Raw genomic sequence first — 21772 nt, forward strand, 5'->3', positions numbered from 1 at the left:
AGGTCCGGCATGCGTGACGGGCGGTCCGGCGGAGGCCCGCTGGCCGGTATCAGTATGTGGCGCGGCCGCCCGAGAGATCGAAGATCGCGCCCGTGCTGAAGGTGCAGGAATCGGAGCAGAGCCAGAGCGCCAGCTGCGCGACTTCGTCGACGGTGCCGAGGCGGCCCATCGGGCTCTTGTCGATCATCGTCTGCACGTGGGCCGGCGACATCTGGCCGAGCAGCGGCGTTTCCACCGCAGCCGGCGCGATGCCGTTCACGAGCACGCCTGTCTTCGCGAGTTCCTTGCCGAGCGACTTCGTCATCGCGATCACGCCGGCCTTGGCCGCGCTGTACGCGGATGCGTTGGGCGTGCCTTCCTTGCCCGCCAGCGACGCGATATTGACGATGCGGCCCTGCCCCGCGCGGCGCATCTCGGGCACGACGAAGCGGCTCACGTGAAACGTGCCGATCAGATTGATCTCGACGATGCGTTGCCACTCGTCGGGATCGTAATCATCGAGCGGCGCGGTGGAACCGGCGAAGCCCGCGTTGTTGACGAGGAAGTCGATGCGGCCATGACGCGCCAGCGTGGCGTCGAGCGCGCGTTGGATCGACGCGGGATCGGCGATGTTCACCTGGCATTGCGAGGCGGCGGGCGTGGCGTCGTCGGGGCCGGGCGCGAGATCCCAGTTGACGACGGTGGCGCCCTGCTTCGCCAGCGAGTCGCAGACCGCGCGGCCGATGCCGCCGGTCGCGCCCGTCACGACAGCCACGCGCCCCGCGAAGTCATAAGTCGCGAGCGCAGCCTGGGCGGAATGCATGTTCATCGGATGAACTGGTCGACGTAGTCTTCGCCCAGGCCGACCTGCGCGTAGTGCTTGCGGCACATGTCGATCTTCGTGAAGACGTCTTCGTAGCCGGTGTAGTTGCCGTACGGATCGCAATAGAACATCACGCCGTTGACCTGGAAGTACGTGATCATCTCTTCGACGTCTTCAGGCACGTACAGCGTATGCGTCTCGCCCGGCGGCTCGTAGACATAGCTGCCCTCCGTGGCGGTCCATTCGTGTTCCAGATACTTCCAGCGCCCCTTCAGCACCATGCCGTGCACGCCTTGCGGATGGCGGTGCCGGCTCAGCACGCCCGACTTGCGCACGCGCAGCAGGTTCATCCAGTAACCTTGCGATGCATTCAGGCACAGCGGACGGAACGACACGTTCTCGGCCTGCGGCACCCACACGCGTTCATCGGTGGGAATGGCGAACGGGACAACGACTTCCTTTTGCGCTTCCTTCGGGAAAGGCAGCTGGTAAGGCGTCATCGGATTGGTTTCGACGATCGTGGGCATGGATATCTCGTTTTGAAGTCCGATACGGGTGATCTGCGTGCTGGAACGTCTTTCCAGTGGCGTCCACAATACGGACACGTAAATCACGATATGGACAATTATCCGGTGCGCTGTTGATGCCGGTCAAGGCTAGGGTATTCCCTGACCGCCTCGCCTCCACCGTCAAGGCTTCGCAAGGACGCATGCTAGGATCGACGCAAGCCCCGTCCATGGCGACGACAGCGCGACGTGACCCCGCGACCCCGCGACCACAACGAATCGTTCAACATGCAAGCACTCATCCAGTCGCTCGGCGATATCGTCGGCAGCAAGTTCGTGTTCACCGGCGCCACTGAAACGCGCCGCTTCAGGCAGGGTTATCGCTACGGCGGCGGCGCGGTGCTGGCTGCCGTGCAACCCGGTACATTGGTTGAAATGTGGCGCGCGTTGCAAGCGTGCCACCAGGCCAACATCATCGTCATCTGCCAGGCGGCCAATACCGGGCTGACAGGCGGATCGACTCCGGCGGACGAAGGTTATGACCGCCCGGTCATCATCATCAACGGCATGCGGCTGCGCCGGCTCGATCTGATTCGCAACGGCGAACAGGTGGTCTGCCAGCCCGGCGTGACGCTGGATCAACTGGAAAAGCGCTTGCAGCCGCTCAGGCGCGAGCCGCATTCGGTGATTGGTTCGAGTTGCATCGGCGCTTCGGTGACGGGCGGCATCTGCAACAACTCGGGCGGCTCGCTGATCCGACGCGGTCCCGCGTTCACGCAGTTGTCCATTCACGCGCGCATCACGGCGGACGGGGAACTGAAGCTCGTCAATCATCTGGGCATCGACCTGGGCGATTCGGCCGAAGCCATGCTCGCGCGCCTCGATGCAGGCGAGCTACCCGACGATATTCCGGCTGCCGCCGGGCTGCTGGCATCGGATCATGAATACAGCACCCATGTGCGCGACATCTCGGCTGCCACGCCCGCGCGCTTCAACGCGGATCCGCGCCGGCTCTACGAAGCGTCCGGCTCCGCGGGACATCTCGCGGTGTTCGCGCTGCGGCTGGATACCTTCCCGGCGGACGAACACACCCAGGTGTTCTATGTCGGCAGCAACGATCCGGCCGAACTCGAGACGATCCGCCGCGACATTCTTGCGGACTTCGAGAGCCTGCCGATAGCGGGCGAATACATGCATCGCGGCGCGTTCGACATTGCCCGCCGCTATGGCAAGGACATGTTCCTGTATATCCGCAAGTTCGGCACCGACAAGGTGCCGCATGCGTTCGCGGCGAAGAGCCGCTTCGACGGCTTCACCGAAAAGGCCGGCCTGGGCGGTGCGATCAGCGACCGGTTGTTGCAGGCCGCGAGCCGGCTGTTGCCCGAGCATCTGCCGCGCAGGCTCATCGAGTACCGCGACCGCTTCGAGCATCACTTGCTGCTGAAGATGGGCAATGACGGCGTGCAGGAGGCGCGCGCGTATCTGCAAGCGCGCTTCCCGACGCAGCAAGGCGACTACTTCGAATGCACCGACGAGGAAGGCAGGGCGGCGTTCCTCAACCGCTTTGCGATCGGCGGCGCGATGGTCCGTTATCGCGCGGTGCATCCGCGCACCGTGGAAGACATCGTGGCGCTCGACATCGCCCTGCCGCGCAATACCACCGACTGGTTCGAGCGCCTGCCGCCGGAGATCACGAAGGACATCGAGTTCACGATGTACTGCGGCCATTTCTTCTGCCACGTGCTGCACCAGGAGTATCTGGTGAAGAAGGGCGTGGACTGCGACCGCGTCAAGGACACCATTCTTGCGCTGCTCGCCGCGCGTGGCGCGGAATATCCGGCCGAGCACAACGTCGGGCATCTGTACGAGGCCAAGGCTTCGTTGCGCGAGTTCTACGAGCAACTCGACCCGACGAACTCGTTCAATCCTGGCATCGGCAAGACATCACGCGTGTTCAACTGGGGCAAGCCGGGGTATGCCTGTGCTTGCGAAAGCGAACATGAGGGCGTGCAGCACGCGCCCTGATCGTGTCGGAGCTCGATTGCTGAGGGTCATTGAGACCCCATGGGCCTATACGAAGCCGGGCTGTATCGCGCGGGGCGGAACGCGTCGGTCCATTAAAAAACGGAATGCGTTCCGGATTTTATTAACGGAGCGCGGCCTCGATTCGGGATATTCGTCGCTTGAGGTTTGCGCGTCGCAGCTTCGGGCTTACGCGATTAGAATCGCTGTCTTGGCGACGAGCCGCAACAACTCGCGGACTCCGTCGTGCCCACTGAAGCGACCAGAACAAACGAGACCATGCTCAGAAAAAAAGTCTTACCACTCGCTTTCGCGATTCTTTTCCATGCATTGCCGGCGGCAGCCCAGCAGACGCCGAACCGCGACGAGTTCTACTGGCTCGGCGAGATCAACAAGGCCAGCGCGGTCATCAATACGCAAGAGGGGTTGCTGGACAAGTCGCTGGCGCCCGGCATCGCAGCGGGCCTTGCCAAGGTGCTTCACGATGGCGATCAACCCGGCGGCAAGCGCCCGTCCACGGTGATCACCTTCGAGCCGCTGATGATCCAGGCAGCAGGCATGGATGTCACGCTCCTGCACGCGGGACGCTCGAGCCAGGACATGCACGCAACCTACCGCGCGGCGATCCTTCGTGACGACATGCTGCGCCTCGCCGATCAGTTGAACCAGACCGCCACGACGATCGTGGCGCTCGCACAGAAGCACGAACACACCATCGTGCCGAACTACACCAACGGCGTCGCGGCGCAGCCGAACAGCTACGGTCACTATCTGCTGGGCTATGCGGCCGCGCTCGATCGTGACGCGCAACGCATTCGCGAAGCCTATGCACGCATCGATCTCTCTCCGATGGGAACAACCGTCCTGAACGGCACGAGCTGGCCGCTGGATCGAACGCGCATGGCAGCGTATCTGGGGTTCGCCGGCATCGTCGACAACGCTTACGATGCGCATCAGATCGCCGCGGTCGATCATCCTGTCGAAGCGGGCGCGATCGTCACGAGCATCGCGCTTCATGCGGGGAGCTTCATCGAGGATGTAATGACGCAGTACGCGCAGCCGCGTCCCTGGATCCTCTTGCAGGAGGGCGGCAACAACACCTATGTGTCCAGCGCGATGCCGCAGAAGCGCAATCCGGGCTTGTTGAATTCGACTCGCGCCGATGCCTCCACCGCCATCACACTCGCCATGGGCCCGGTGATGCGCGCCCACAACCTGCCGCCGGGCATGCCCGACGCGAAGGAAGTCCGCGACAACAAGGAGATGGTGAACAGCGCGATCACGGTCTTGCGAAAGTGGAATGCGATCCTCAATGCGCTGGTGATCGATCAGGGCCGCGCGCTGGAAGAACTGAACAGCGACTGGACCGCTTCGCAGGAAGTCGCCGACGTGCTGATGCGCAAATACAAGCTGCCGTTCAGACTGGGACATCACTTTGCTTCGGAGGTCGTGGAATACGCGCGAGCGCACGACATCAAGCCCAGCGACTTTCCCTATGACCAGGCACAGCGGATTTATGCGGAAACCACGCAAGGGTACGGCAATGGCGTGCTGCCCATGAGCGAGGCGGAATTTCGTTCGACGCTTGATCCGGTCGCCATCGTCAATAACCGGCGCACCTTGGGCGGTCCTCAACCAGCCGAGATGACGCGCATGCTCACCGAGGCGAAAGCGAAGCTTGCGCAACAGGATCAATGGATCAAGGAGAAGCGTGCGCGGATCGATGCATCGCTGAACCGGCTCGACCGCGACTTCGATACGCTCCTGAGCAGCCGCTGAGGCATCTTCAGGATGCTCAGCGCCGCCCCGTCAGCGCGAACTCGGTGGTCGTGACGGCGTCGGCCAGATAATCGACGAACGAGGCGATCCGTGCCGAGATCGCCGTGTTGCGGTAGTAGACGGCGCTGATGGGCTGCCGCACTTCCTGCGTGTGCCGCGCAAGGATCTGCACGAGCTTGCCTTCGCGCCGGTCGCGCAGGGTCATGAAGTCCGACAGGCATACGATGCCCTGTCCTTCCAGCGCGAGATGCCGCAGCGTCTCGCCGCTCGAGGACGCGATAGCCGGCGTAATCCGATACGGCTCGCTGTCCCGTGCCGAAAGCGGCCACACATTGAGCGACTCGGGCTGGGTGAAGCCGAGCAGCGCATGGCCCGCGAGTTCGTCGACGCGCTTCGGATGCCCATGCGCTTCCAGATATCGTGGCGACGCGAGCACGCGGATCCGGCTGCTGCCGATCGGGCGGCTGTGCAGCGTCGAATCCTTCAGCCTGCCGATGCGGATCGCGACGTCGGTGCGGCGTTCCAGCAGGTCGATCACCCCTTCATTGCTGTTCAGTTCCAGTTCGACGTGCGGATAGCGTTCACGGTATCCGGCGAGCAGCGGCACGATCACGTGCAGCATGAACGGCGTCGCGGCATCGACGCGCAACAATCCGGACGGCCGCTCGCGGCGCGCAGCAATCTGCTCTTCGGCACGTTCCACCGCATCGATGATTTCACGTGCGTTCTGAAGAAAACTCTTGCCTTCGTCCGTCAGTTCCAGCCGGCGGGTGGTTCGCCGCAGAAGCGTGGTCTGGAGTTTTTCTTCGAGCCGGCCCAAAGTCCGACTTGCGCCGGAGACGGTTTGATCCAGTTGCTCCGCGGCGGCAGTGATGGAACCCGTGTCGACCACGGCGGCAAAGGTCTGAAGCTCGTCGAGCGTGACTTTCATCGTTGATTATTTTTCAAGGATGTTCCGGTTATAGACTAGCTTCCTCGCAAAAGTAAAGCCGGTCCGCACGCCGCCGATTCAGGAAAAAAGCGGAAGATGCCGTTCCACCCAGAAAGCGCCGCGCGCGTTACCCTTCGACGGCGGCCCACTCTTCGATTCCGAACATGATCAGGTCCTTGCTGACGAACCTTGTTTCCGGAACGCATCCGCCTGACGAAGACCATGAGCTCGATCGCAAGATCACCTGGCGCATCGTGCCCTTCCTGTTCGCCTGCTTTGTCGTGCGGTTTCTGGAACGGATCAACGTCGGCTTCGCGCAGCCTCAGATGAAGCACGATCTCGGCGTCACCGACGCGATGTACGGGCTCGCCGCCGGCGTCTTCTATCTCGGCCATGTCATCTGCGAAGCGTGCAAGCAACATGCTGCTTGCACGCTTCGGCGCGCGCAAGACGTTCCCGCGCATCATGCTTTTTTCCGGAATCACGGCCATGGGCACGATGCTGGCCTCCACGCCGTCGGCGTATTTCGCGCTTCGCTTCATGCTCGGCGTGTTCGAGGCGGGGTTCTTCCCGGGCATCATCCTGTACATGACCTACTGGTTTCCCCCGCATCGGCGCGCCGGCATCATGTCCGTCTTCATCGCGGGTGTCGCCACCGCCGGCATGCTTGGCGGATTGTTCTCCGGATGGATCATGCGCGACATGAACGGCATGCTCGGACTCTTCGGCTGGCAATGGATGTTGGCGCTCGAAGGCTTGCCCGCGGTGGCGCTCGGCCTCGTCGCGCGAGTGTACCTGGCCGATTCCCCGGCTCAGGCAAACTGGCTCTCCGAGGCTGAAAAGACGCGTCTGGGCGCGATGCTTGCCTTGCAGGCGTCGGCCACGCGCGCGAGCAGTACACGCGCCATCACCGCGAATCCGAAGGTGTACCTGTTCGCGTTCGTCTACTTCACGCTGACCTGCGCATCACTCACGCTCAACTTCTGGCTGCCGCTGATGATTCGCGACTTCGGCGTCGATGACGTCGCGCTCGTCAGCCTGTATTCCGTCATTCCGAATGCGATCGGCGTCGTCGGCCTGATCGTCATTGCAAGGCATTCCGACCATACCCGCGAGCGCCGCTGGCATTTCGTGTGGTGCACGGCCGGCGGCGCCGCCGCACTCGGTGCGCTGACGCTGCATCCGCACAGCCTCGTGGTCATGCTGGGCTTGCTCACCGTGGCATGCGTGTCGATCTATGCGGCGTTGCCGGTGTTCTGGGCCGTCCCGCCGACACACTTCGCGGCCCGCGACACGGCGGCCGGCATCGCGCTCGTCAGCAGCATCGGGATCACGAGCGGCATCATCAATCCATGGGCAATCGGTATCATCCGCAGCAGGACAGGCAGCCTCGATGACGCCATCCACATTCTTGCGCCGCTGCTCCTGCTGAGCGGCATCGTGCTGCTGGCGGCCGTGAGGCCTGCGCATCGACGCGACCGGGCTACATGATTCCGGCACTTGCGACGATGGAATCGGCGCGTGCAGCGATCCGGTTTTTTATCGCGCTTCCATTCCGCTCTTTTTCCGGAACAAACCGGCTCTTTAAAAAGCGGAATGCCTGGACGCTGTTTTCTGACGCCTTGCCAGAACGCACTGAGCCCACGGCCCAGGGTGTGAAGCGCGCTAGCCTGTATGAAGGCGCCGGACTTCTGCCGTGCTTGCCATGGAGCGCGCGTTCTTGCGCATCGAAGCGGAGGAGCGTCAGATGGAACATCAGCCGGAAAACGCCCGGAACCTGCGTCATGTCGGCCATGCGCCTCTGAACCATGGCCGGCGCGCACTGATGATCGCGGCGGCGGGATCGATGTTCACATGCGTGGCGGCGCAGACGCAACCGAAGAAGCTCCAGACCATCACCCTCGGACAGATATCGCTCAGCTTCTGGACACAACGAATACTGGACCGAATACGGCCGGAACGCGCAGGAAGTCGCGGAGCTGTATCAGGGCGCACGCTTTTTCTGGGCCGTGCCTGACTATGTTCCGGCAACGGAAATCCACTCCATCGCCGATCTCGCCAGGCCGGACGTGATGAAAACGATGAACCTGTCCATCCAGGGCATCGGCGCCGGCGCGGCGATCACGAGACTCTCGGAGATCGCCATGGACGAGTACAACCTGGAGGAGCTGGGCTATCGCTTCCAGCCAGGTTCGCAAGGCGAATGGATCGCCGCTCACGACGCCGCGCTCGCTCAGCGTCAACGCTTCATCTTCCCGACCTGGACGCCGCAATACCTCAACAACGGTGGCCGCTTGCGCCGCTCGACGATCCTCTGCACGTGCTGGGCGGTGAGAATCGCGGTTCGCTGGTGGCGCCGCACGCGCGGCTAAAGATGCTTCCGGAGCGAACGGTGCGCGTGCTTTCGCGCATCCGGCTCGGAATCGACCGCGTGACGCAAATGGACTGGCTGGTGAACGTTCAGAAAAAACGCCGCTGGAAGCCGCGCGTGCGTGGATGCGAGCCAACGATGCGCTCGTCTCCTCATGGTTCGCCGCCTGACCGGGCACACAAACCCGGGATCAATCTCCCGATCCGGATAACGGCTTCGTCGCCATCGCGCGCGTCAGGCCGTGTACCGGCCGCCGCACGGCGACATCGAACGGATTGATCTGCTGGCCGAGCGCCTCGGCCTGGCGTCGCAACAGTTCGACCACCATCGGCAGGCGGTCTTCGCCAAGGCGCGTGGACAAGGTGCCGACGCTCAATGCGCCGATCGCAAGGCCCGAGCGGTCGAGAATCGGCACCGCAACGCCCGCCATTCCGTCGATCAGACCGCTGTTGCGCCCCGCGTAGCCCTGCGTGCGCACCCGTTCGATCTCGGTGCGCAAATAGACTTCGTCGAATACGCCATAGCTGTGCAGACGCGGCACGTTGAAGCGAATGATCTCTTCACGCTCCGCTTCGGGCTGGAATGCGAGTATCGCGAGGCTGCCCTGTCCGACGCCCAGCGCCACGCGTCCGCCCACATCGCCTGTGAAGGAGCGGATGGGAAACGGACCTTCGCAGATGTCGAGGCACACCGCATCGAAGCTGCTCTTCACCAGCAGGAAGATGGTTTCGCCGAGTCCCGAACACAACCTCAAGAGTGCGGGCCTGCACAGCGCGCGCATGCGGCTCGGGTTGCCTGCCTGCGCGGCGAGCGAGAAAAAATCGACGCTCAGCCGATAGCGCTTGCTGCCCTCGTCTTGCTCGACCACCCCTTCCGCAATCAGCGCATGGAGAATCCGGTGCACGGTGGCCTGTGTGAGGCCGACAGCTTTCGCCAGCGCCGTGACGCGGCTTCCTTCCACCTGATCGTTGCCCAGCGCCCGGATCACGGCGAAGGCACGCTGCAGCATGCCCGCGCCGGGCGTTCCGTTTTCTTCGTCCGTTACCTGCATTCTTGCCTCTCCGATTCCATTAAACGGAATAACTGCGCCGCTGCTCCACCTGCCCCGGGACACGCCGATGCCCAATCCTGAAGCGGCGCTCCGGGATTACCCACATACCGCCCAGCGAAATTTTTTCCCGAACATCGCTTCGATAATTTCATTAATCGAAATCCAAACGCAGATTCTAATCAATGGATGGAATTTTAAATTGACCGGGCGAAATTTGGCTGGCTAGAGTCGCTCCATCGCAATCAAACGGATGTCGCCATGCAGGCGCACCGAAGGGACTCGCCGTGTCGTTTCTCACCTTGACCGATCTGTCGAAGTCATTCGGCGATCTGCACGCCGTCGCCGACGTCAACCTGTCGGTCGAGAAAGGCGAATTCGTCTCGCTGCTCGGGCCTTCAGGCTGCGGCAAGACCACGACGCTGCAAATGATCGCCGGCTTCATCGAGGCCACGCGCGGACGCATCATGCTCGATGGGCGCGACATCACCCACATGCGGCCGAACCGGCGCGGTCTCGGCATCGTGTTCCAGAGCTATGCGCTGTTCCCGCACATGAGCGTCGAACAGAACGTGAGCTTCGGCCTGGAGATGCGCGGCATCGACCGCGCCGAGCGCCGTGAGCGCGTCAAAGAAGCGCTCTCGCTCGTGCGCCTCGATGCCTACGCGCACCGTTTTCCCCGTGAGCTGTCCGGCGGCCAGCGTCAGCGCGTCGCGATCGCGCGCGCCATCGTGATCGCGCCGCCGGTGCTGCTGCTCGACGAACCCATGTCGAACCTCGACGCCAAGCTGCGCGAGGACATGCAGTTTGAATTGCGTGGCATCCAGCGCAAGATCGGCACGACGACCATCATGGTCACGCACGACCAGTCCGAGGCGCTGTCCATCAGCGATCGTGTCGTCGTGATGGAAGCGGGCCGCATCACGCAGGTGGACTCGCCGTATCGCGCCTACGAGCGGCCCGAGACGAGCTTCGTGTCGCAGTTCATCGGCAAGGCGAACATGCTGCATGGAAAGATCGTGGCGCGCGATGGCGACGCGATCCGCATCGACCTCGGCCACGACCTCGCGGAAACCGGCACGAGCTCGCAATTGCCGGAACGCGAGCGCGGCATCGGCGTCGGCGCCGCGATCACGGTCTGCATCCGTCCGGAAAAGCTCCGGCTCGGCGCGGCGGGCAGCGGACGTCTGCCGGGTCGCGTGACCAGCCGCTTCTTCCTCGGCAGCCAATGGCTCTATCGTCTCGACAGCCGCGCCGGCGAAATGCTCGTGTGCTGCCAGAACCACGGCGACGACCCGCTCGAGGAAGGCGCGCAGGTGGGCATCGACTGGAACACGGAATCGATCCGCTTCATCCAGCAGGAGGCCGCCCGTGGATAGCACGCTGCGCTCCTCCAGCCCCACCGCGACGCCCGACCCGCAAAACACGCGACGCGCGCCGTGGCACGCGTATCTGCCTTTGTGGCTGATGAGCGCGCCCGCCCTGATGCTGTTCTGCGTGCTCGTGATCGTGCCGCTCGGCATGACGCTCGCACTGACGTTCTATCGTTTCGATCCGTCGCTCGGCCCGGTGGCGGCATTCGATCTGCATAACTACGCCGAGGTGCTCGGCTCGTCGTACTTCCACACGATCTTCCTGCGCACCTTCGGCATCGCCGCGCTCGTGACGGTGCTGTGCATCGCGATCGGCACACCCGAGGCCTACATCCTGTCGCGCATGGGAGATCCCTGGCGCTCCCTCTTCCTGCTGGTGATCCTCGCGCCGCTGCTCGTTTCGGTGGTCGTGCGCGCGTTCGGCTGGAGCATGCTGCTCAACGTGAACGGTCTGGTGAACCAGTTGCTCGGCGTGTTCGGCATGGGGCCGTACAAGCTGCTCTATACGACCTTCGCGATTGTCATCGCGCTCGTGCACGTGATGCTGCCGTTCATGGTGATTCCGGTCTGGACCGCGCTGCAACGGATCGATCCGCAAACCGAGAACGCCGCGCTGTCGCTGATGGCCTCGCCCGCCGTCACCCTGCGGCGCATCGTGCTGCCGCAACTGGTGCCGGGGATCCTGTCGGGCAGCCTGATGGTGTTCGGCCTCTCCGCGAGCGCGTTCGCTATTCCGGGCCTGCTGGGCGGACGACGCCTGAAGGTCGCCGCAACCACCGTGTACGACCAGTTCCTCAGCTCGATGAACTGGCCGCTCGGCGCGACCATCGCGGTGCTGCTGCTGATCGCCAATCTGGTCGTGATGCTCACTTATTACCGTGTGCTCGAGCGGCGCTATGCGCGCAGCATGGGCTGAGCGAGACGAATCATCATGCGTAAAAACGGTCCCATCGCCCTCGCGTTCCACACTATCGTCATTCTCTTCGTGCTCGCGCCGCTCGCTGTCGTCGTGCTGGTCGCATTCACGCCCGAAGAGACGCTCACGCTGCCCACCCATGCACTGTCGCTGCGCTGGTTCCGTGCGATCCTCGACTATCCGGATTTCATTTCGGCTTTTTTCAACAGCGTCAAGCTCGCTTTTGCATCGGCGACGCTTTCGCTCGTCATCGCGTTGCCGGCGGGACTCGCGATTGGCCGCGGGCGCTTTCCGGGCAGGAATTTCCTGAACGCGTTGTTGCTTTCTCCGCTCGTGATTCCCGGCCTTGTGCTCGGCATCGCCATGCTGCGTTTCTTCGCGATGATCGGTGCAACCGGTTCGTTCGCGTGGCTGATCCTCGCGCACATGATCGTCATCACGCCGTTCGTCATGCGGCTCGTGCTGGCTTCGGTGACCGGCATGGACCGTAGCGTCGAGCATGCAGCGGCGTCGCTGGGCGCGGGCGCATGGACCACTTTCCGCCGCGTCACCTGGCCGATGATCCTGCCCGGCATCACCGGCGGCTGGCTGCTCGCGTTCATCAATAGCTTTGACGAGCTGACCATGTCCGTCTTCGTCACGTCGCCCCAGACCATCACGCTGCCGGTGCGCATGTACATGTACGCGACCGAATCGATCGATCCGATGATGGCCTCCGTGTCCGCGCTGGTGATCTTCATCACTGCCGGGGCCATGCTCATCCTCGATCGCGTGTATGGGCTCAACCGCATTCTGATCGGCCAGCACTGAACGACATCTCATGACTACCCCGACGTCCCGCTGCGCCCCGCAATTCGTCCGACTCGCGGAAACCGGACGCGCGCCCGTTTCCTTCATCCTCGACGGCACGCCCACGCAAGCCCTCGCGGGCGACACGCTCCTCACCGCGATCCTTCTGCAGCAGCGCCATGTGCGCCACAGCGAGTTCAGCGACGCACCGCGTGCAGGCTTCTGCCTGATCGGCGCGTGTCAGGACTGCTGGGTGCGCGGCGAGGACGGCACGCGCATGCGCGCCTGCTCTACACGCATCGAGGCCGGCATGCGCATCGTCACGCAGGGACAATGCACATTGCACACAGCGAACCCGGAGGATGCGCAATGAGCGGCGAGCGCCGTGTGGTGATCGTCGGCGCGGGCCCCGCGGGGATTCGTGCGGCGCAGACACTCGTGGGCGCCGGTGTACGGCCGGTGGTCATCGATGAAAATCCGCGCTGGGGTGGACAGATCTATCGCCAGCCGCCGGCGGACGCGGGCTTCGCACGCGCGAAGTCCACGCTCTATGGCTTCGAGGCCGGCAAGGCCGATGCCGTACATCGCGCGATGGAAGCGCTCCTGCCCGGGATCGACTATCGTCCCGGCACGCTGGTTTGGTCATGCGAAGCGAACCGGCTCGATACGCTCCACGCCGGCCGCGAAGCCACCGTGCCGTTCACGCATCTGATCATCGCGAGCGGCGCGACCGATCGCGTCATGCCGCTCCCCGGCTGGACTCTTGCAGGCGTCTACACGCTCGGCGGCGCGCAGGTCGCGCTGAAGTCGCAGGGTTGCGCGATCGGCGCGCGCATCGTGCTGGCAGGCACGGGGCCATTGCTTTATCTCGTCGCCTATCAATACGTGAAGGCCGGCGCGCAGATCGCCGCCGTACTCGATACCAGTCCGCTCGCACGGCAGGCCGCGGCCGCGCCGCGCATGCTCAGCCAGCCCGCGACTTTCGCGAAGGGCCTGTATTACGTGGCATGGCTGCAGGCGCGCGGCGTGCGTATCGAACGCGGCGTCACGCTCGATGCCATCGAAGGCGAAGACGCCGTGCGTTCGATCCGCTGGCGCACGCATCGCGGCGAGGCGCGCGCGCTGGAGTGCGATGCCGTCGGCATCGGTTTCGGTCTGCGCCCGGAGACCCAGCTCGCCGATCTCGCCGGTTGCCGCTTCCGTTTCGACACGCTCAATCGCTGCTGGATTCCGGAACGCGATGCAGCCGGCCGCAGTTCGGTGCGCAACGTGTATCTCGCCGGCGATGGCGCAGGCATCGCGGGCGCGGATGCCGCCGAACTCGCGGGCCAGCGTGCAGCGCTCGCGCTGATCGAGGACGTCGGCGTCATGACGCATCGTCATAGCCAGCCCGATGCCGCGCGGCTCGAACAACAGCTCTCACGCATCGGCGCGTTTCGTGTCGGTATCGAGCAGGCGTTCGCGCCGCCCGATCATGCCGCGAAGACCTGGCCCGACGATCACGTGATCTGCCGCTGCGAGGAAGTCACCGCAGGCACACTGCGCGCGTGCGTCCGCAGTGGCCTCGCCACCGAAGTGAACCGGCTGAAGGCGCTTACGCGCATCGGCATGGGCCGCTGCCAGGGGCGCATGTGCGGTGAAGCGGCCGTGGCGCTGCTCGCCGCCGAAACCGGCAAGCAGGTTTCCGAAGTGGGCAGGCTGCGCAGCCAGGCGCCCATCAAACCCATTCCCATCACGCCGATGCTCTACGACGACGGCGTGCAGGTCCAGCCCGAGGAAGCCCACGATGAGTGAGGCGCGTCACTACGATGTCGTCATCGCGGGCGGCGGCCTCGTCGGGTCATCCACGGCGCTGGCGCTGGCATTGCAAGGGCTGCGGGTCGCGCTGATCGAACGGCGCTTCTGCGGTGCGCAGGCGAGCGGCGTGAACTATGGCGGCGTGCGCACGCAAGGCCGCAGTCCCGAACAGATGCCGCTCGCGGTGCGCGCGCGAAGCGTCTATGCTCGCTTGCCTGAACTGATCGGCATCGATGGCGAGCTGGTGGTGTCGGGTCATCTGCGGCTCGCACGCCGAGAAGCCGATCTCGATGTGCTCGACCAATGGTCCGCGATGGCGCGCGAGCACGGTGTCGAATCGCAGGTGCTGCGCGGCCCGGAATTTCGCAAGCGCTTTCCGTGGCTGGGTCCGGCGGCGATCGGCGGGTCGCTTTGTCCGAGCGATGGTCACGCGAATCCGCGTCTCGTCTCGCCGGGTTTCGCGCATGCCGCACGTCGCGCGGGTGTCGACGTGCGCGAGCAGACCGAGCTCGCCGATATCGTCTTCGACGGCACGCGTTTCCAGATGCGCGCGGGCGACCGCCGCATCAGTTCGGACTGGCTCGTCAACAGCGCGGGTGCATGGGCCAATCGCATCGCGGGCAGCTTCGGCGAGACCGTGCCGATGAAACCCATCTATCCGAACATGTGGGTGACCGAGCCGCTGCCGCGCTTCATCGGCCACAGTCTCGGCGTGGTGGGCGGCGGCGTGTATGCGCGGCAAGTGGAGCGCGGCAATTGCGTGATCGGCGGCGGCCGCGGTCATGGCGACGGCGAGTATGCCCAGCCGTCCACCGCCACCACGCGCGCCGTGATGCGCGATGCCTGTGCGCTGCTGCCGGCGCTGCGCGATGCACTGTTGATCCGCACCTGGAGCGGCGTGGAAGGCGAAACGCCGGACAGCAATCCGGTCATCGGCCTGAGCCGCACCACGCCGCGTCTGCTGCATGCATTCGGTTTTTCGGGCGGAGGCTTCCTGCTTGCGCCCGGCGTCGGCGAAGTGCTCGCCGAGCTCGTCACGCAAGGCGAGACCCGCACGCCGATCGACGCGTTCTCGATTCAACGCTTCAGCCGGGTGCCGCTCTCCGCTGCTCACTAACCTCAAACGCAATCGCCATAACAAGGACAATCACGATGAACCTGCCCCGCACACTCGCCTCCGTTGCCGCGCTCGTCGCGTTCGGTGTCTCGTCGCAAGCCTGGTCGCAGAGCAAGACGATCTATATCGGCATGAACGGCGGACCGATGGAGAAGGCCTACACCAGCCAGGTGCTGCCTGACTTCGAGAAGGCCAACAACGTCAAGGTCGTGGTGGTGCCCGGCACGTCGTCCGACGTGCTCGCGAAGCTGCTCGCGAACCGCAACAGTCCGCAGATCCATGCCGCGTTCCTCGACGACGGCGTGATGGCGCGCGCCGTCAGCATGGGCATCTGCCAGAAGCTCGATGACGCGCCCGTACTCAAGGAACTCTATCCGTTCGCGCGCCTGAAGGACGACATGGGCGCAGGCGTGCAGCTCGGCATGACGGGCATCGGCTACAACACCAAGCTGTTCAAGGAAAAGGGCTGGGCGCCGCCGACCTCGTGGATGGACTTCGCCGATCCGAAGTACAAGGGCAAGGTCGTGTTCCAGTCGGCTTCCAGCAGCACGTTCGGCCTGCACGGTTTCCTCGCGATCAACCGTCTGCTCGGCGGAAGCGAGAAGAACGTCGAGCCGGGTTTCAGCAAATGGGCGACGACGGTCGGCCCGAACGTCGTCGAATACATTCCTAACTCGGCGAAGCTCTCCGAGATGATTACCACGGGCGAAGCCGGTTTGTTTCCGCTCACGCCGACCGCCATCGGCGACCTGAAGGACAAGGGCCTGCCGGTTGCCTACGTCGCGCCGAAGGAAGGCGCGGTGTTGCTGCTGGTCGATCTGTGCGTCGTGAAGAACAATCCCGATCCGGCGCTCGCTCAGAAACTCGCGCAGTATCTGCTGTCCGCGCCCGCGCAGACCAAGGCGGCCGAAGCGGGCAAGCAGATCCCCACGAATTCGCAAGCGAAGATGACGCCGGACATGGAAAAGAATCTCGGCGACCTGAACACGCTCGTGAAGAAAGTAACGGTGGTGGACTGGGACACCATCAATGCGAACCGCGCGCAGTGGGATCAGCGCTGGAATCAGCAGATCGAGAAGTAAGCAGGTTCGCGCTGGCGCTGGACGGCGGCGCGGCAGTCTTCTCCCTTTCAGCGTCTCTCGGGACTGAATGGGGTTGCCGCAGCCGCTTGTCCACGACTTGATGGCCTTCTTCGGAACAGCCAATTCCGCATTTTCTTGCAACTGCCGAAGCTCTTGGTGGGCAAGGTGTCGGGGCCCGTTCCGATAAAAAGCTGAACGCGTTCCGGAAAATAATGCACGTTTGCGGATCGCATTCTTGAAAGCAGTGCCCGGCCGCCGGGCATCCAGGACGACAGTCGACTACTTGCGAGCCGCCATGCCGCTCTTGCGGAGCGGCTTCATCGCGCCAGACCGACAGCCGCGAAAACCGCCCCATGCCGCGGATTCATTGGACGCGATCATTCAGGCCACCGACAATGAGGAAACACGCGCGACAACCTCGCGCCTTCGCTTTCCACTCATTCCGAACGCGCCCTCATGACCTTCCAGCACTCCAACCCTTCGCGCGGCACACGCGGCATGGCCGTCGCGCCGCATTCACTTGCAACGCAAAGCGCCCTCGCCGTACTGCGCGAAGGCGGCAACGCGGTCGAAGCGATGATCTCCGCCGCAGCCACCATCGCGGTGGTATATCCGCACATGAACGGTATCGGCGGGGACGGCTTCTGGCTGATCTCGCGTCCGGGCGAGCCACCCGTCGGCATCGAGGCATGCGGGTCCGCCGCCTCGGGCGCCAGCATCGAACGGTATCGCGCGCTCGGGCTCGACCGCATTCCGCATCGCGGCGCGCTTGCTGCGAATACGATGGCCGGGACCGTGTCGGGCTGGCAGGCCGCATTCGACTGGTCTGCGAAAACGCTAGACGGTCGTCTGCCGGTCTCGCGCCTGCTCGACGACGCCATTGCCTACGCGACCCAAGGCGTGCCCGTCACCGACAGCCAGGCGCGCTGCGTCGCCGGCAAGCGCGGCGAACTGGCAGACGTGCCGGGCTTCGCCGAAAGCTTCATACCCGACGCACTCGATGGCGGCCCGCCGCGCGCCGGCGCTCGCTTCAGGCAGCCGCGCATGGCCGCGACGCTCGCGCAGCTCGTCCATAACGGTCTCGACGATTTCTATCGCGGCGATCTCGCGCGCACGCTTGCGCAAGAACTCGGCGCGCTCGGCAGCCCGCTCGCGCTGGAAGATTTCGAGCGTCATCGCGCGCGCCTGGTGACGCCGCTCGCGCTCACGCATTCGCTCGGCTCGGTATACAACATGCCGCCGCCGACACAAGGTCTCGTGTCACTGCTCATCGTCGGACTGCTGGACCGCGTGCTGCGCGATGACATGGACCCGCTCGGCCCCGAGTACGTGCACGCGTGCGTCGAAGCGACCAAGCTCGCCTTCAGGATCCGCGACGCACACATCACCGATCCGGATCACATGGACATCGATCCGCAGACCCTGCTCGATCCCGCGCGCCTCGACGCACTCGCCGCGCAGATTTCCTTCACGCAGGCCGCGCCGTGGGGCAACGGACGCGGTCCGGCGGATACCGTGTGGCTTGGCGTCGTCGATGGCGACGGCGTCGCCGTGAGTTTCATCCAGAGCATCTATCACGAGTTCGGCAGCGGCATCGTCCTGCCGGGGTCGGGCGTGAACTGGCAGAACCGCGGCTGCAGCTTCTCGCTCGACGCAGCCTCGCTCAATCCGCTGATGCCGCGCCGGCGTCCTTTCCACACGCTGAATCCCGCACTCGCGCGTTTCGCCGATGGACGCGTCATGGTCTACGGCAACATGGGCGGCGACGGCCAGCCGCAATCGCAGAGCGCGGTGTTCACGCGCATCGCGCGGTATGGCTGGAATCCGCAATCGGCCATCGACGCACCGCGCTGGCTGCTCGGGCGCACATGGGGACAGGCGAGCGATTCGCTCAAGCTGGAGGCGCGCTTCGGCGATGCGACGGTGGCCGCGCTGCGGCAACTCGGCCATGAAGTCGATGTCCTGCTGCCCTACGACGAAACCATGGGTCACGCCGGGGCCATCATCCGCTACCCGAACGGTTGCTTCGAAGGCGGCCACGATCCGCGCAGTGACGGCGCGGCGATTGGCTGGTAGGTTTCTTGGCGAGGCAGGAGCAGGATTCATCGAGACATCGCTACTGCCACAATCAATCTGTAACGCAATCAGATAAATTCGATTTCTAAAGCTTTGTTGCGCACTTGCAAAGCTTGACATTCTTTGACGTTTACGAAGGCTGAATCGTGGGACTCTCGCGCGGGAGCGATTCGTCCAAGAACGGAGGAGAAGAGAAATATGGATTTCATCGATGAAGTGAGGACTTTGGCGGCACGCATCGCAACAGCGAAGGATAGGGTGCAAACCGAAGAGGCAACCAAGAATGCCATGGTGATGCCGTTCATCCATCTGCTGGGATATAACGTCTTTGATCCCCTCGAGGTGACGCCCGAGCTGATCGCCGATGTTGGCACGAAGAAAGGCGAGAAGGTGGACTATGCGATCCTGAAAGACGGCAAACCTATCATGCTGTTCGAGTGCAAGAGGTCCGGCGGCGATCTCAACATCAATCATGCAAGCCAGCTCTTCCGCTACTTCCATGTCACGGAGGCGCGATTCGGGGTGTTGACGAATGGTCTCGTCTATCGCTTCTTTACCGACCTTGAACAGCCGAACAAGATGGACGAGAAACCGTTCTTCGAATTCAATATCGCTGACTTCCGCGATCAGGATGTCGATGAACTGAAGAAGTTCGCCAAAGCTGCGTTTGACCTCGAAAATATCCTGACCACGGCAAACCACCTCAAATATACGCGTGCAATCAAGAATACCTTGAACGAATGGATGGCTGAGCCTCCCGAGGAATTCGTTCGGCTCGTTTCAGCGGAATTCCTCGCAGGGAAACAGTTCAGGACCACCGTCAAGGATCAATTCACGCAGGTCACGAAACACGCTTTTCAGCAGCTGGTGGCCGACAAGATCAATGGCCGTCTCAAGGGCGCAATGACACCGGAGCCGGCGTTGCTTCCCTCAGTTCCACCGACAGGGAGTGATGCAGCATCCGGGGACGCATCTGAGCCGACCGCTATCGAGGTCGAAGCATTCCAGATTATCCGGGCGATCCTGCGGCCTGTCATATCGCCGGGGATGGTGGCGATCCGCGGTGCGGCGAGCTATTGCGCGATTCTCTTCGATGATAACAATCGCAAACCCATCTGCAGATTGCGCTTCAAGAACGAAAGCAGGCTTGTCATCGGCGTGTTCGACGACAAGAAGGAAGAGGATCGTGTGCATCTGGACAATCTCGATGCCATTTTCGAGCTTTCCGACAGATTGAAAGCCTGCGCGACGTCGTACATGAAACCTGCCCGGGAAGACGAAAGCGCTGTCGCTTAGTTGTCTCCGTGCATCAGGCACATGTGCTGATGTTTGAGCCGGCGCCGCCGTCGTGCAGGATCACAGCGGGCCGGCATACAAAAGCACCCTTCCGTCTTCAGGCGTTCGCACCGCCATCCACAGTGAGCGTCGCCCCGGTGATATAACCGGCGTTCGCGCTCGCCAGAAAGACCACGGCCTGCGCGATATCCTCGCCCGTGCCGTAGTCGCCGGTGGCCGTCAACGCTTTCAGCGTCGGCCCGAACGGACCTTCCACCGGGTTCATGTCCGTGTTGATCGAGCCGGGCTGCACGAGGTTCGCCGTGATCCGCTGCGGGCCGAGTTCTCTCGCGAGGCCCTGCGTGAACGCCACGAGCGCCGATTTGGACGCGGAATAAACGCCGAGCAACGAAGCGGGAACGCGGTCCGCAAAGTAGCTGCCAATCGAAATCACGCGGCCGCCCGCCTTCAGGTGCGGAATCGCCGCCTTGGCAGCGAGAATCGGCGCGCGCACGTTCACGTTCAGCGTGGCATCGATATCTTCGAGCGAGATGTCCTTCACATCGCCCATGCGCAGAATGCCGGCGTTGTTGACCAGGATATCGAGCCCGCCCAGCGACTCCACCGTCTTTTGCACGGAAGCGTCGATCGCCGCTGCATCCGCGCTGTTCGCCTGGATCGCGACGCCACGGCGACCTTGCGCTTCGATTGCCTGCACGACCTGCGCGGTCTGTTCCGCCGACTTCTCATACGTGATCGCGACGTCCGCGCCAGCGGCCGCCAGAGCCTTTGCAATCGAAGCGCCGATACCGCGGCTTGCGCCGGTGACCCAGCGCGCGTTTTCCTTCGAGCATCATGTCAATCTCCAGAGTGGTTTATTGAATACAAAAAATCGTGAAGGGCCTGTCCGCCCATACCGATCCATCAGTTGAACAATCCTTGAATCTCGCCGTATGGCAGCGGCGTGTCGTCGAGCGCTTCGGAACGGCCGTGCGCGAGGAAGTCCGCGGCCATGGCCTTGCTCCTGCCGAGCACCACCTGCGCGATGCCGCTGCCCGCGCTGAGCCGCCGTACGCCGAGCCTTCCGAGCGTCGCGGCATCGGGCAGGCCCGGCAGCGCCATCACATTCAAAGGCAGCCGGATGTCCCGGACGATCGTCTCGATGTGGGACGGCCGCATCAGCGCCGGAACGAACAAACCGTCCGCGCCCGCCGACGCATACAGCCCGCCGCGTGCAATCGCCTCCTGAGGCTGCTTCGACGCTTCGACGAGGCTTGCAAGGAACACGTCGCTGCGTGCATTGACGAACAGGTCCAGGCCGGCCTTTGTCACAGCCGCCTTGATCGCCTCGATCTTCGCGGCCAGCAGCGATGCCGGGTCGGGTCCGTCTTCGATATTGATGCCCGCAATCCCCAGCTCCGCCAGCCGCAGCACCTGCTCTGCGACGGTCTCCGGATCGTCGGAATAGCCATGTTCGACGTCCACTGACAACGGCACGGCGAGCACGCGCACGATCCGTCGAACCGATGCGAGGACTTCATCGAACGGCAGCATGCGGCCGTCCGGATAACCGAGCGCCCATAGGTGAATGCGTCGTCTATTTGGGCGATTGCTCCGCCGAAGCAGGTCTTGACTGGACTTGTGAGCCTAAATGAGAAGAACCCCGCTTCGCCTGTCATGGGCGAGGCGGTTAGATCCGCATGTCTGCGATCTCTCACGTCCTTGCACGGACGTGCATCGTGTCCGACCGTTCAATGGCGGGCCGTAGTAGAGGGTGCAGAGCGATTTGGGTTCTTCGTCGCTCCGCCCAGTCAACTCTGCTATTGGCCCGTCTCCCTCTTCCATTGGGACGCGGGACCTCACCACAAGAGGGCGAACCCGTGAGCGT

Annotated in this window: 18 protein-coding genes and 2 pseudogenes; 14 read left to right on the plus strand and 6 right to left on the minus strand. The window is 63.6% G+C overall.

Translation table 11 applies throughout. The annotated features are described in order from the left end of the window. Positions 1-49: 49 nt before the first annotated feature. Together QCE64_RS24830 and QCE64_RS24835 are read right to left on the minus strand one after the other, a co-directional pair. Positions 50-808: an SDR family NAD(P)-dependent oxidoreductase gene (locus QCE64_RS24830; RefSeq protein WP_404987432.1), complete on the minus strand. Its 759-nt coding sequence runs from the start codon at positions 806-808 to the stop codon at positions 50-52. Next, on the minus strand, positions 805-1329 hold the full coding sequence (locus QCE64_RS24835) for a 2,4'-dihydroxyacetophenone dioxygenase family protein (RefSeq protein ID WP_309816733.1): 525 nt from the start codon (positions 1327-1329) through the stop codon (positions 805-807). The genes QCE64_RS24830 and QCE64_RS24835 overlap by 4 nt, the downstream gene beginning before the upstream one ends. A 267-nt stretch (positions 1330-1596) precedes the next feature. Between QCE64_RS24835 and dld the strand changes: the two genes are divergently transcribed. Together dld and QCE64_RS24845 are read left to right on the plus strand one after the other, a co-directional pair. Next, entirely contained in the window at positions 1597-3333 is a 1737-nt protein-coding gene (gene dld, locus QCE64_RS24840; RefSeq protein WP_310006801.1) for a D-lactate dehydrogenase, read from the plus strand. A gap of 276 nt (positions 3334-3609) precedes the next feature. Beyond that, complete coding sequence (locus tag QCE64_RS24845) at positions 3610-5109, plus strand: argininosuccinate lyase (RefSeq protein ID WP_309924144.1); 1500 nt, start codon at positions 3610-3612, stop codon at positions 5107-5109. A gap of 16 nt (positions 5110-5125) precedes the next feature. Here QCE64_RS24845 and QCE64_RS24850 read toward each other — a convergent pair whose 3' ends face one another. Next, on the minus strand, positions 5126-6040 hold the full coding sequence (locus tag QCE64_RS24850) for a LysR family transcriptional regulator (protein WP_310006802.1): 915 nt from the start codon (positions 6038-6040) through the stop codon (positions 5126-5128). A 164-nt stretch (positions 6041-6204) separates the two neighbouring features. Between QCE64_RS24850 and QCE64_RS24855 the strand changes: the two are divergent. The 3 genes and pseudogenes from QCE64_RS24855 (at position 6205) to QCE64_RS24865 (ending at position 8412) form a co-directional block, all read left to right on the plus strand. Next, positions 6205-7531: pseudogene (locus QCE64_RS24855) on the plus strand (MFS transporter). Positions 7532-7736: 205 nt separating this feature from the next. Continuing rightward, positions 7737-8057, plus strand: a complete 321-nt coding sequence (locus QCE64_RS24860; protein WP_310006804.1) for a hypothetical protein — start codon at positions 7737-7739, stop codon at positions 8055-8057. Beyond that, positions 8020-8412 carry a glycine betaine ABC transporter substrate-binding protein gene (locus QCE64_RS24865; protein WP_310007368.1) on the plus strand — a complete coding sequence of 131 codons (393 nt, stop codon included), beginning with the start codon at positions 8020-8022 and terminating at the stop codon, positions 8410-8412. Before QCE64_RS24860 ends, QCE64_RS24865 begins: the two co-directional genes overlap by 38 nt. Before the next feature lie 189 nt (positions 8413-8601). Here the strand turns inward: QCE64_RS24865 and QCE64_RS24870 are convergent, their stop codons facing one another. Continuing rightward, positions 8602-9462, minus strand: coding sequence for an IclR family transcriptional regulator (locus QCE64_RS24870; RefSeq protein WP_309924154.1), 861 nt, complete (start codon positions 9460-9462; stop codon positions 8602-8604). Between the two features lie 284 nt (positions 9463-9746). Between QCE64_RS24870 and QCE64_RS24875 the strand changes: the two genes are divergently transcribed. The 9 genes from QCE64_RS24875 to QCE64_RS24915 all read left to right on the plus strand — a co-directional run bounded on the left by QCE64_RS24875 (position 9747) and on the right by QCE64_RS24915 (position 19905). Continuing rightward, entirely contained in the window at positions 9747-10838 is a 1092-nt protein-coding gene (locus QCE64_RS24875) for an ABC transporter ATP-binding protein (protein ID WP_309924156.1), read from the plus strand. Next, positions 10831-11748 (plus strand): ABC transporter permease, encoded by a 918-nt coding sequence (locus QCE64_RS24880; RefSeq protein ID WP_310006806.1) that lies wholly within the window; start codon positions 10831-10833, stop codon positions 11746-11748. The genes QCE64_RS24875 and QCE64_RS24880 overlap by 8 nt, the downstream gene beginning before the upstream one ends. 15 nt (positions 11749-11763) lie before the next feature. Next, a complete protein-coding gene (locus QCE64_RS24885; RefSeq protein WP_309924160.1) occupies positions 11764-12558 on the plus strand; it encodes an ABC transporter permease in 795 nt (264 codons plus the stop codon). A gap of 10 nt (positions 12559-12568) precedes the next feature. Continuing rightward, positions 12569-12910 carry a (2Fe-2S)-binding protein gene (locus QCE64_RS24890; protein ID WP_310006808.1) on the plus strand — a complete coding sequence of 114 codons (342 nt, stop codon included), beginning with the start codon at positions 12569-12571 and terminating at the stop codon, positions 12908-12910. Further along, entirely contained in the window at positions 12907-14331 is a 1425-nt protein-coding gene (locus QCE64_RS24895) for an NAD(P)/FAD-dependent oxidoreductase (protein WP_310006810.1), read from the plus strand. Before QCE64_RS24890 ends, QCE64_RS24895 begins: the two co-directional genes overlap by 4 nt. Continuing rightward, the gene (locus QCE64_RS24900) at positions 14324-15451 is read left to right on the plus strand and encodes an FAD-binding oxidoreductase (protein WP_310006812.1); all 1128 of its coding nucleotides are present in this window, start codon (positions 14324-14326) and stop codon (positions 15449-15451) included. Before QCE64_RS24895 ends, QCE64_RS24900 begins: the two co-directional genes overlap by 8 nt. A 35-nt stretch (positions 15452-15486) precedes the next feature. Then, on the plus strand, positions 15487-16533 hold the full coding sequence (locus QCE64_RS24905; protein WP_309933614.1) for an ABC transporter substrate-binding protein: 1047 nt from the start codon (positions 15487-15489) through the stop codon (positions 16531-16533). Between the two features lie 456 nt (positions 16534-16989). After that, positions 16990-18609, plus strand: coding sequence for a gamma-glutamyltransferase family protein (locus QCE64_RS24910; RefSeq protein ID WP_310006814.1), 1620 nt, complete (start codon positions 16990-16992; stop codon positions 18607-18609). 198 nt (positions 18610-18807) lie between these two features. Continuing rightward, the gene (locus QCE64_RS24915; RefSeq protein WP_309924171.1) at positions 18808-19905 is read left to right on the plus strand and encodes a type I restriction endonuclease; all 1098 of its coding nucleotides are present in this window, start codon (positions 18808-18810) and stop codon (positions 19903-19905) included. A gap of 97 nt (positions 19906-20002) precedes the next feature. Here the strand turns inward: QCE64_RS24915 and QCE64_RS24920 are convergent. Both QCE64_RS24920 and QCE64_RS24925 read right to left on the minus strand, forming a co-directional pair. After that, positions 20003-20741: pseudogene (locus tag QCE64_RS24920) on the minus strand (SDR family oxidoreductase). 67 nt (positions 20742-20808) lie between these two features. Then, complete coding sequence (locus QCE64_RS24925) at positions 20809-21510, minus strand: isocitrate lyase/phosphoenolpyruvate mutase family protein (protein WP_310007373.1); 702 nt, start codon at positions 21508-21510, stop codon at positions 20809-20811. Positions 21511-21772: the final 262 nt, after the last annotated feature.

The organism is Caballeronia sp. LZ043, assembly GCF_031451075.1.
Lineage (GTDB): Bacteria > Pseudomonadota > Gammaproteobacteria > Burkholderiales > Burkholderiaceae > Caballeronia.

Bases quoted from the DNA above. Each gene is read 5' to 3' on its own strand.
- QCE64_RS24895 (WP_310006810.1), top strand. From the start codon at position 12,907: ATGAGCGGCGAGCGCCGTGTGGTGATCGTCGGCGCGGGCCCCGCGGGG.
- QCE64_RS24850 (WP_310006802.1), bottom strand. From the start codon at position 6,040: ATGAAAGTCACGCTCGACGAGCTTCAGACCTTTGCCGCCGTGGTCGAC.
- QCE64_RS24915 (WP_309924171.1), top strand. From the start codon at position 18,808: ATGGATTTCATCGATGAAGTGAGGACTTTGGCGGCACGCATCGCAACA.
- QCE64_RS24905 (WP_309933614.1), top strand. From the start codon at position 15,487: ATGAACCTGCCCCGCACACTCGCCTCCGTTGCCGCGCTCGTCGCGTTC.
- QCE64_RS24885 (WP_309924160.1), top strand. From the start codon at position 11,764: ATGCGTAAAAACGGTCCCATCGCCCTCGCGTTCCACACTATCGTCATT.
- QCE64_RS24910 (WP_310006814.1), top strand. From the start codon at position 16,990: ATGACCTTCCAGCACTCCAACCCTTCGCGCGGCACACGCGGCATGGCC.
- dld (WP_310006801.1), top strand. From the start codon at position 1,597: ATGCAAGCACTCATCCAGTCGCTCGGCGATATCGTCGGCAGCAAGTTC.
- QCE64_RS24845 (WP_309924144.1), top strand. From the start codon at position 3,610: ATGCTCAGAAAAAAAGTCTTACCACTCGCTTTCGCGATTCTTTTCCAT.
- QCE64_RS24870 (WP_309924154.1), bottom strand. From the start codon at position 9,462: ATGCAGGTAACGGACGAAGAAAACGGAACGCCCGGCGCGGGCATGCTG.
- QCE64_RS24835 (WP_309816733.1), bottom strand. From the start codon at position 1,329: ATGCCCACGATCGTCGAAACCAATCCGATGACGCCTTACCAGCTGCCT.
- QCE64_RS24900 (WP_310006812.1), top strand. From the start codon at position 14,324: ATGAGTGAGGCGCGTCACTACGATGTCGTCATCGCGGGCGGCGGCCTC.
- QCE64_RS24830 (WP_404987432.1), bottom strand. From the start codon at position 808: ATGAACATGCATTCCGCCCAGGCTGCGCTCGCGACTTATGACTTCGCG.
- QCE64_RS24890 (WP_310006808.1), top strand. From the start codon at position 12,569: ATGACTACCCCGACGTCCCGCTGCGCCCCGCAATTCGTCCGACTCGCG.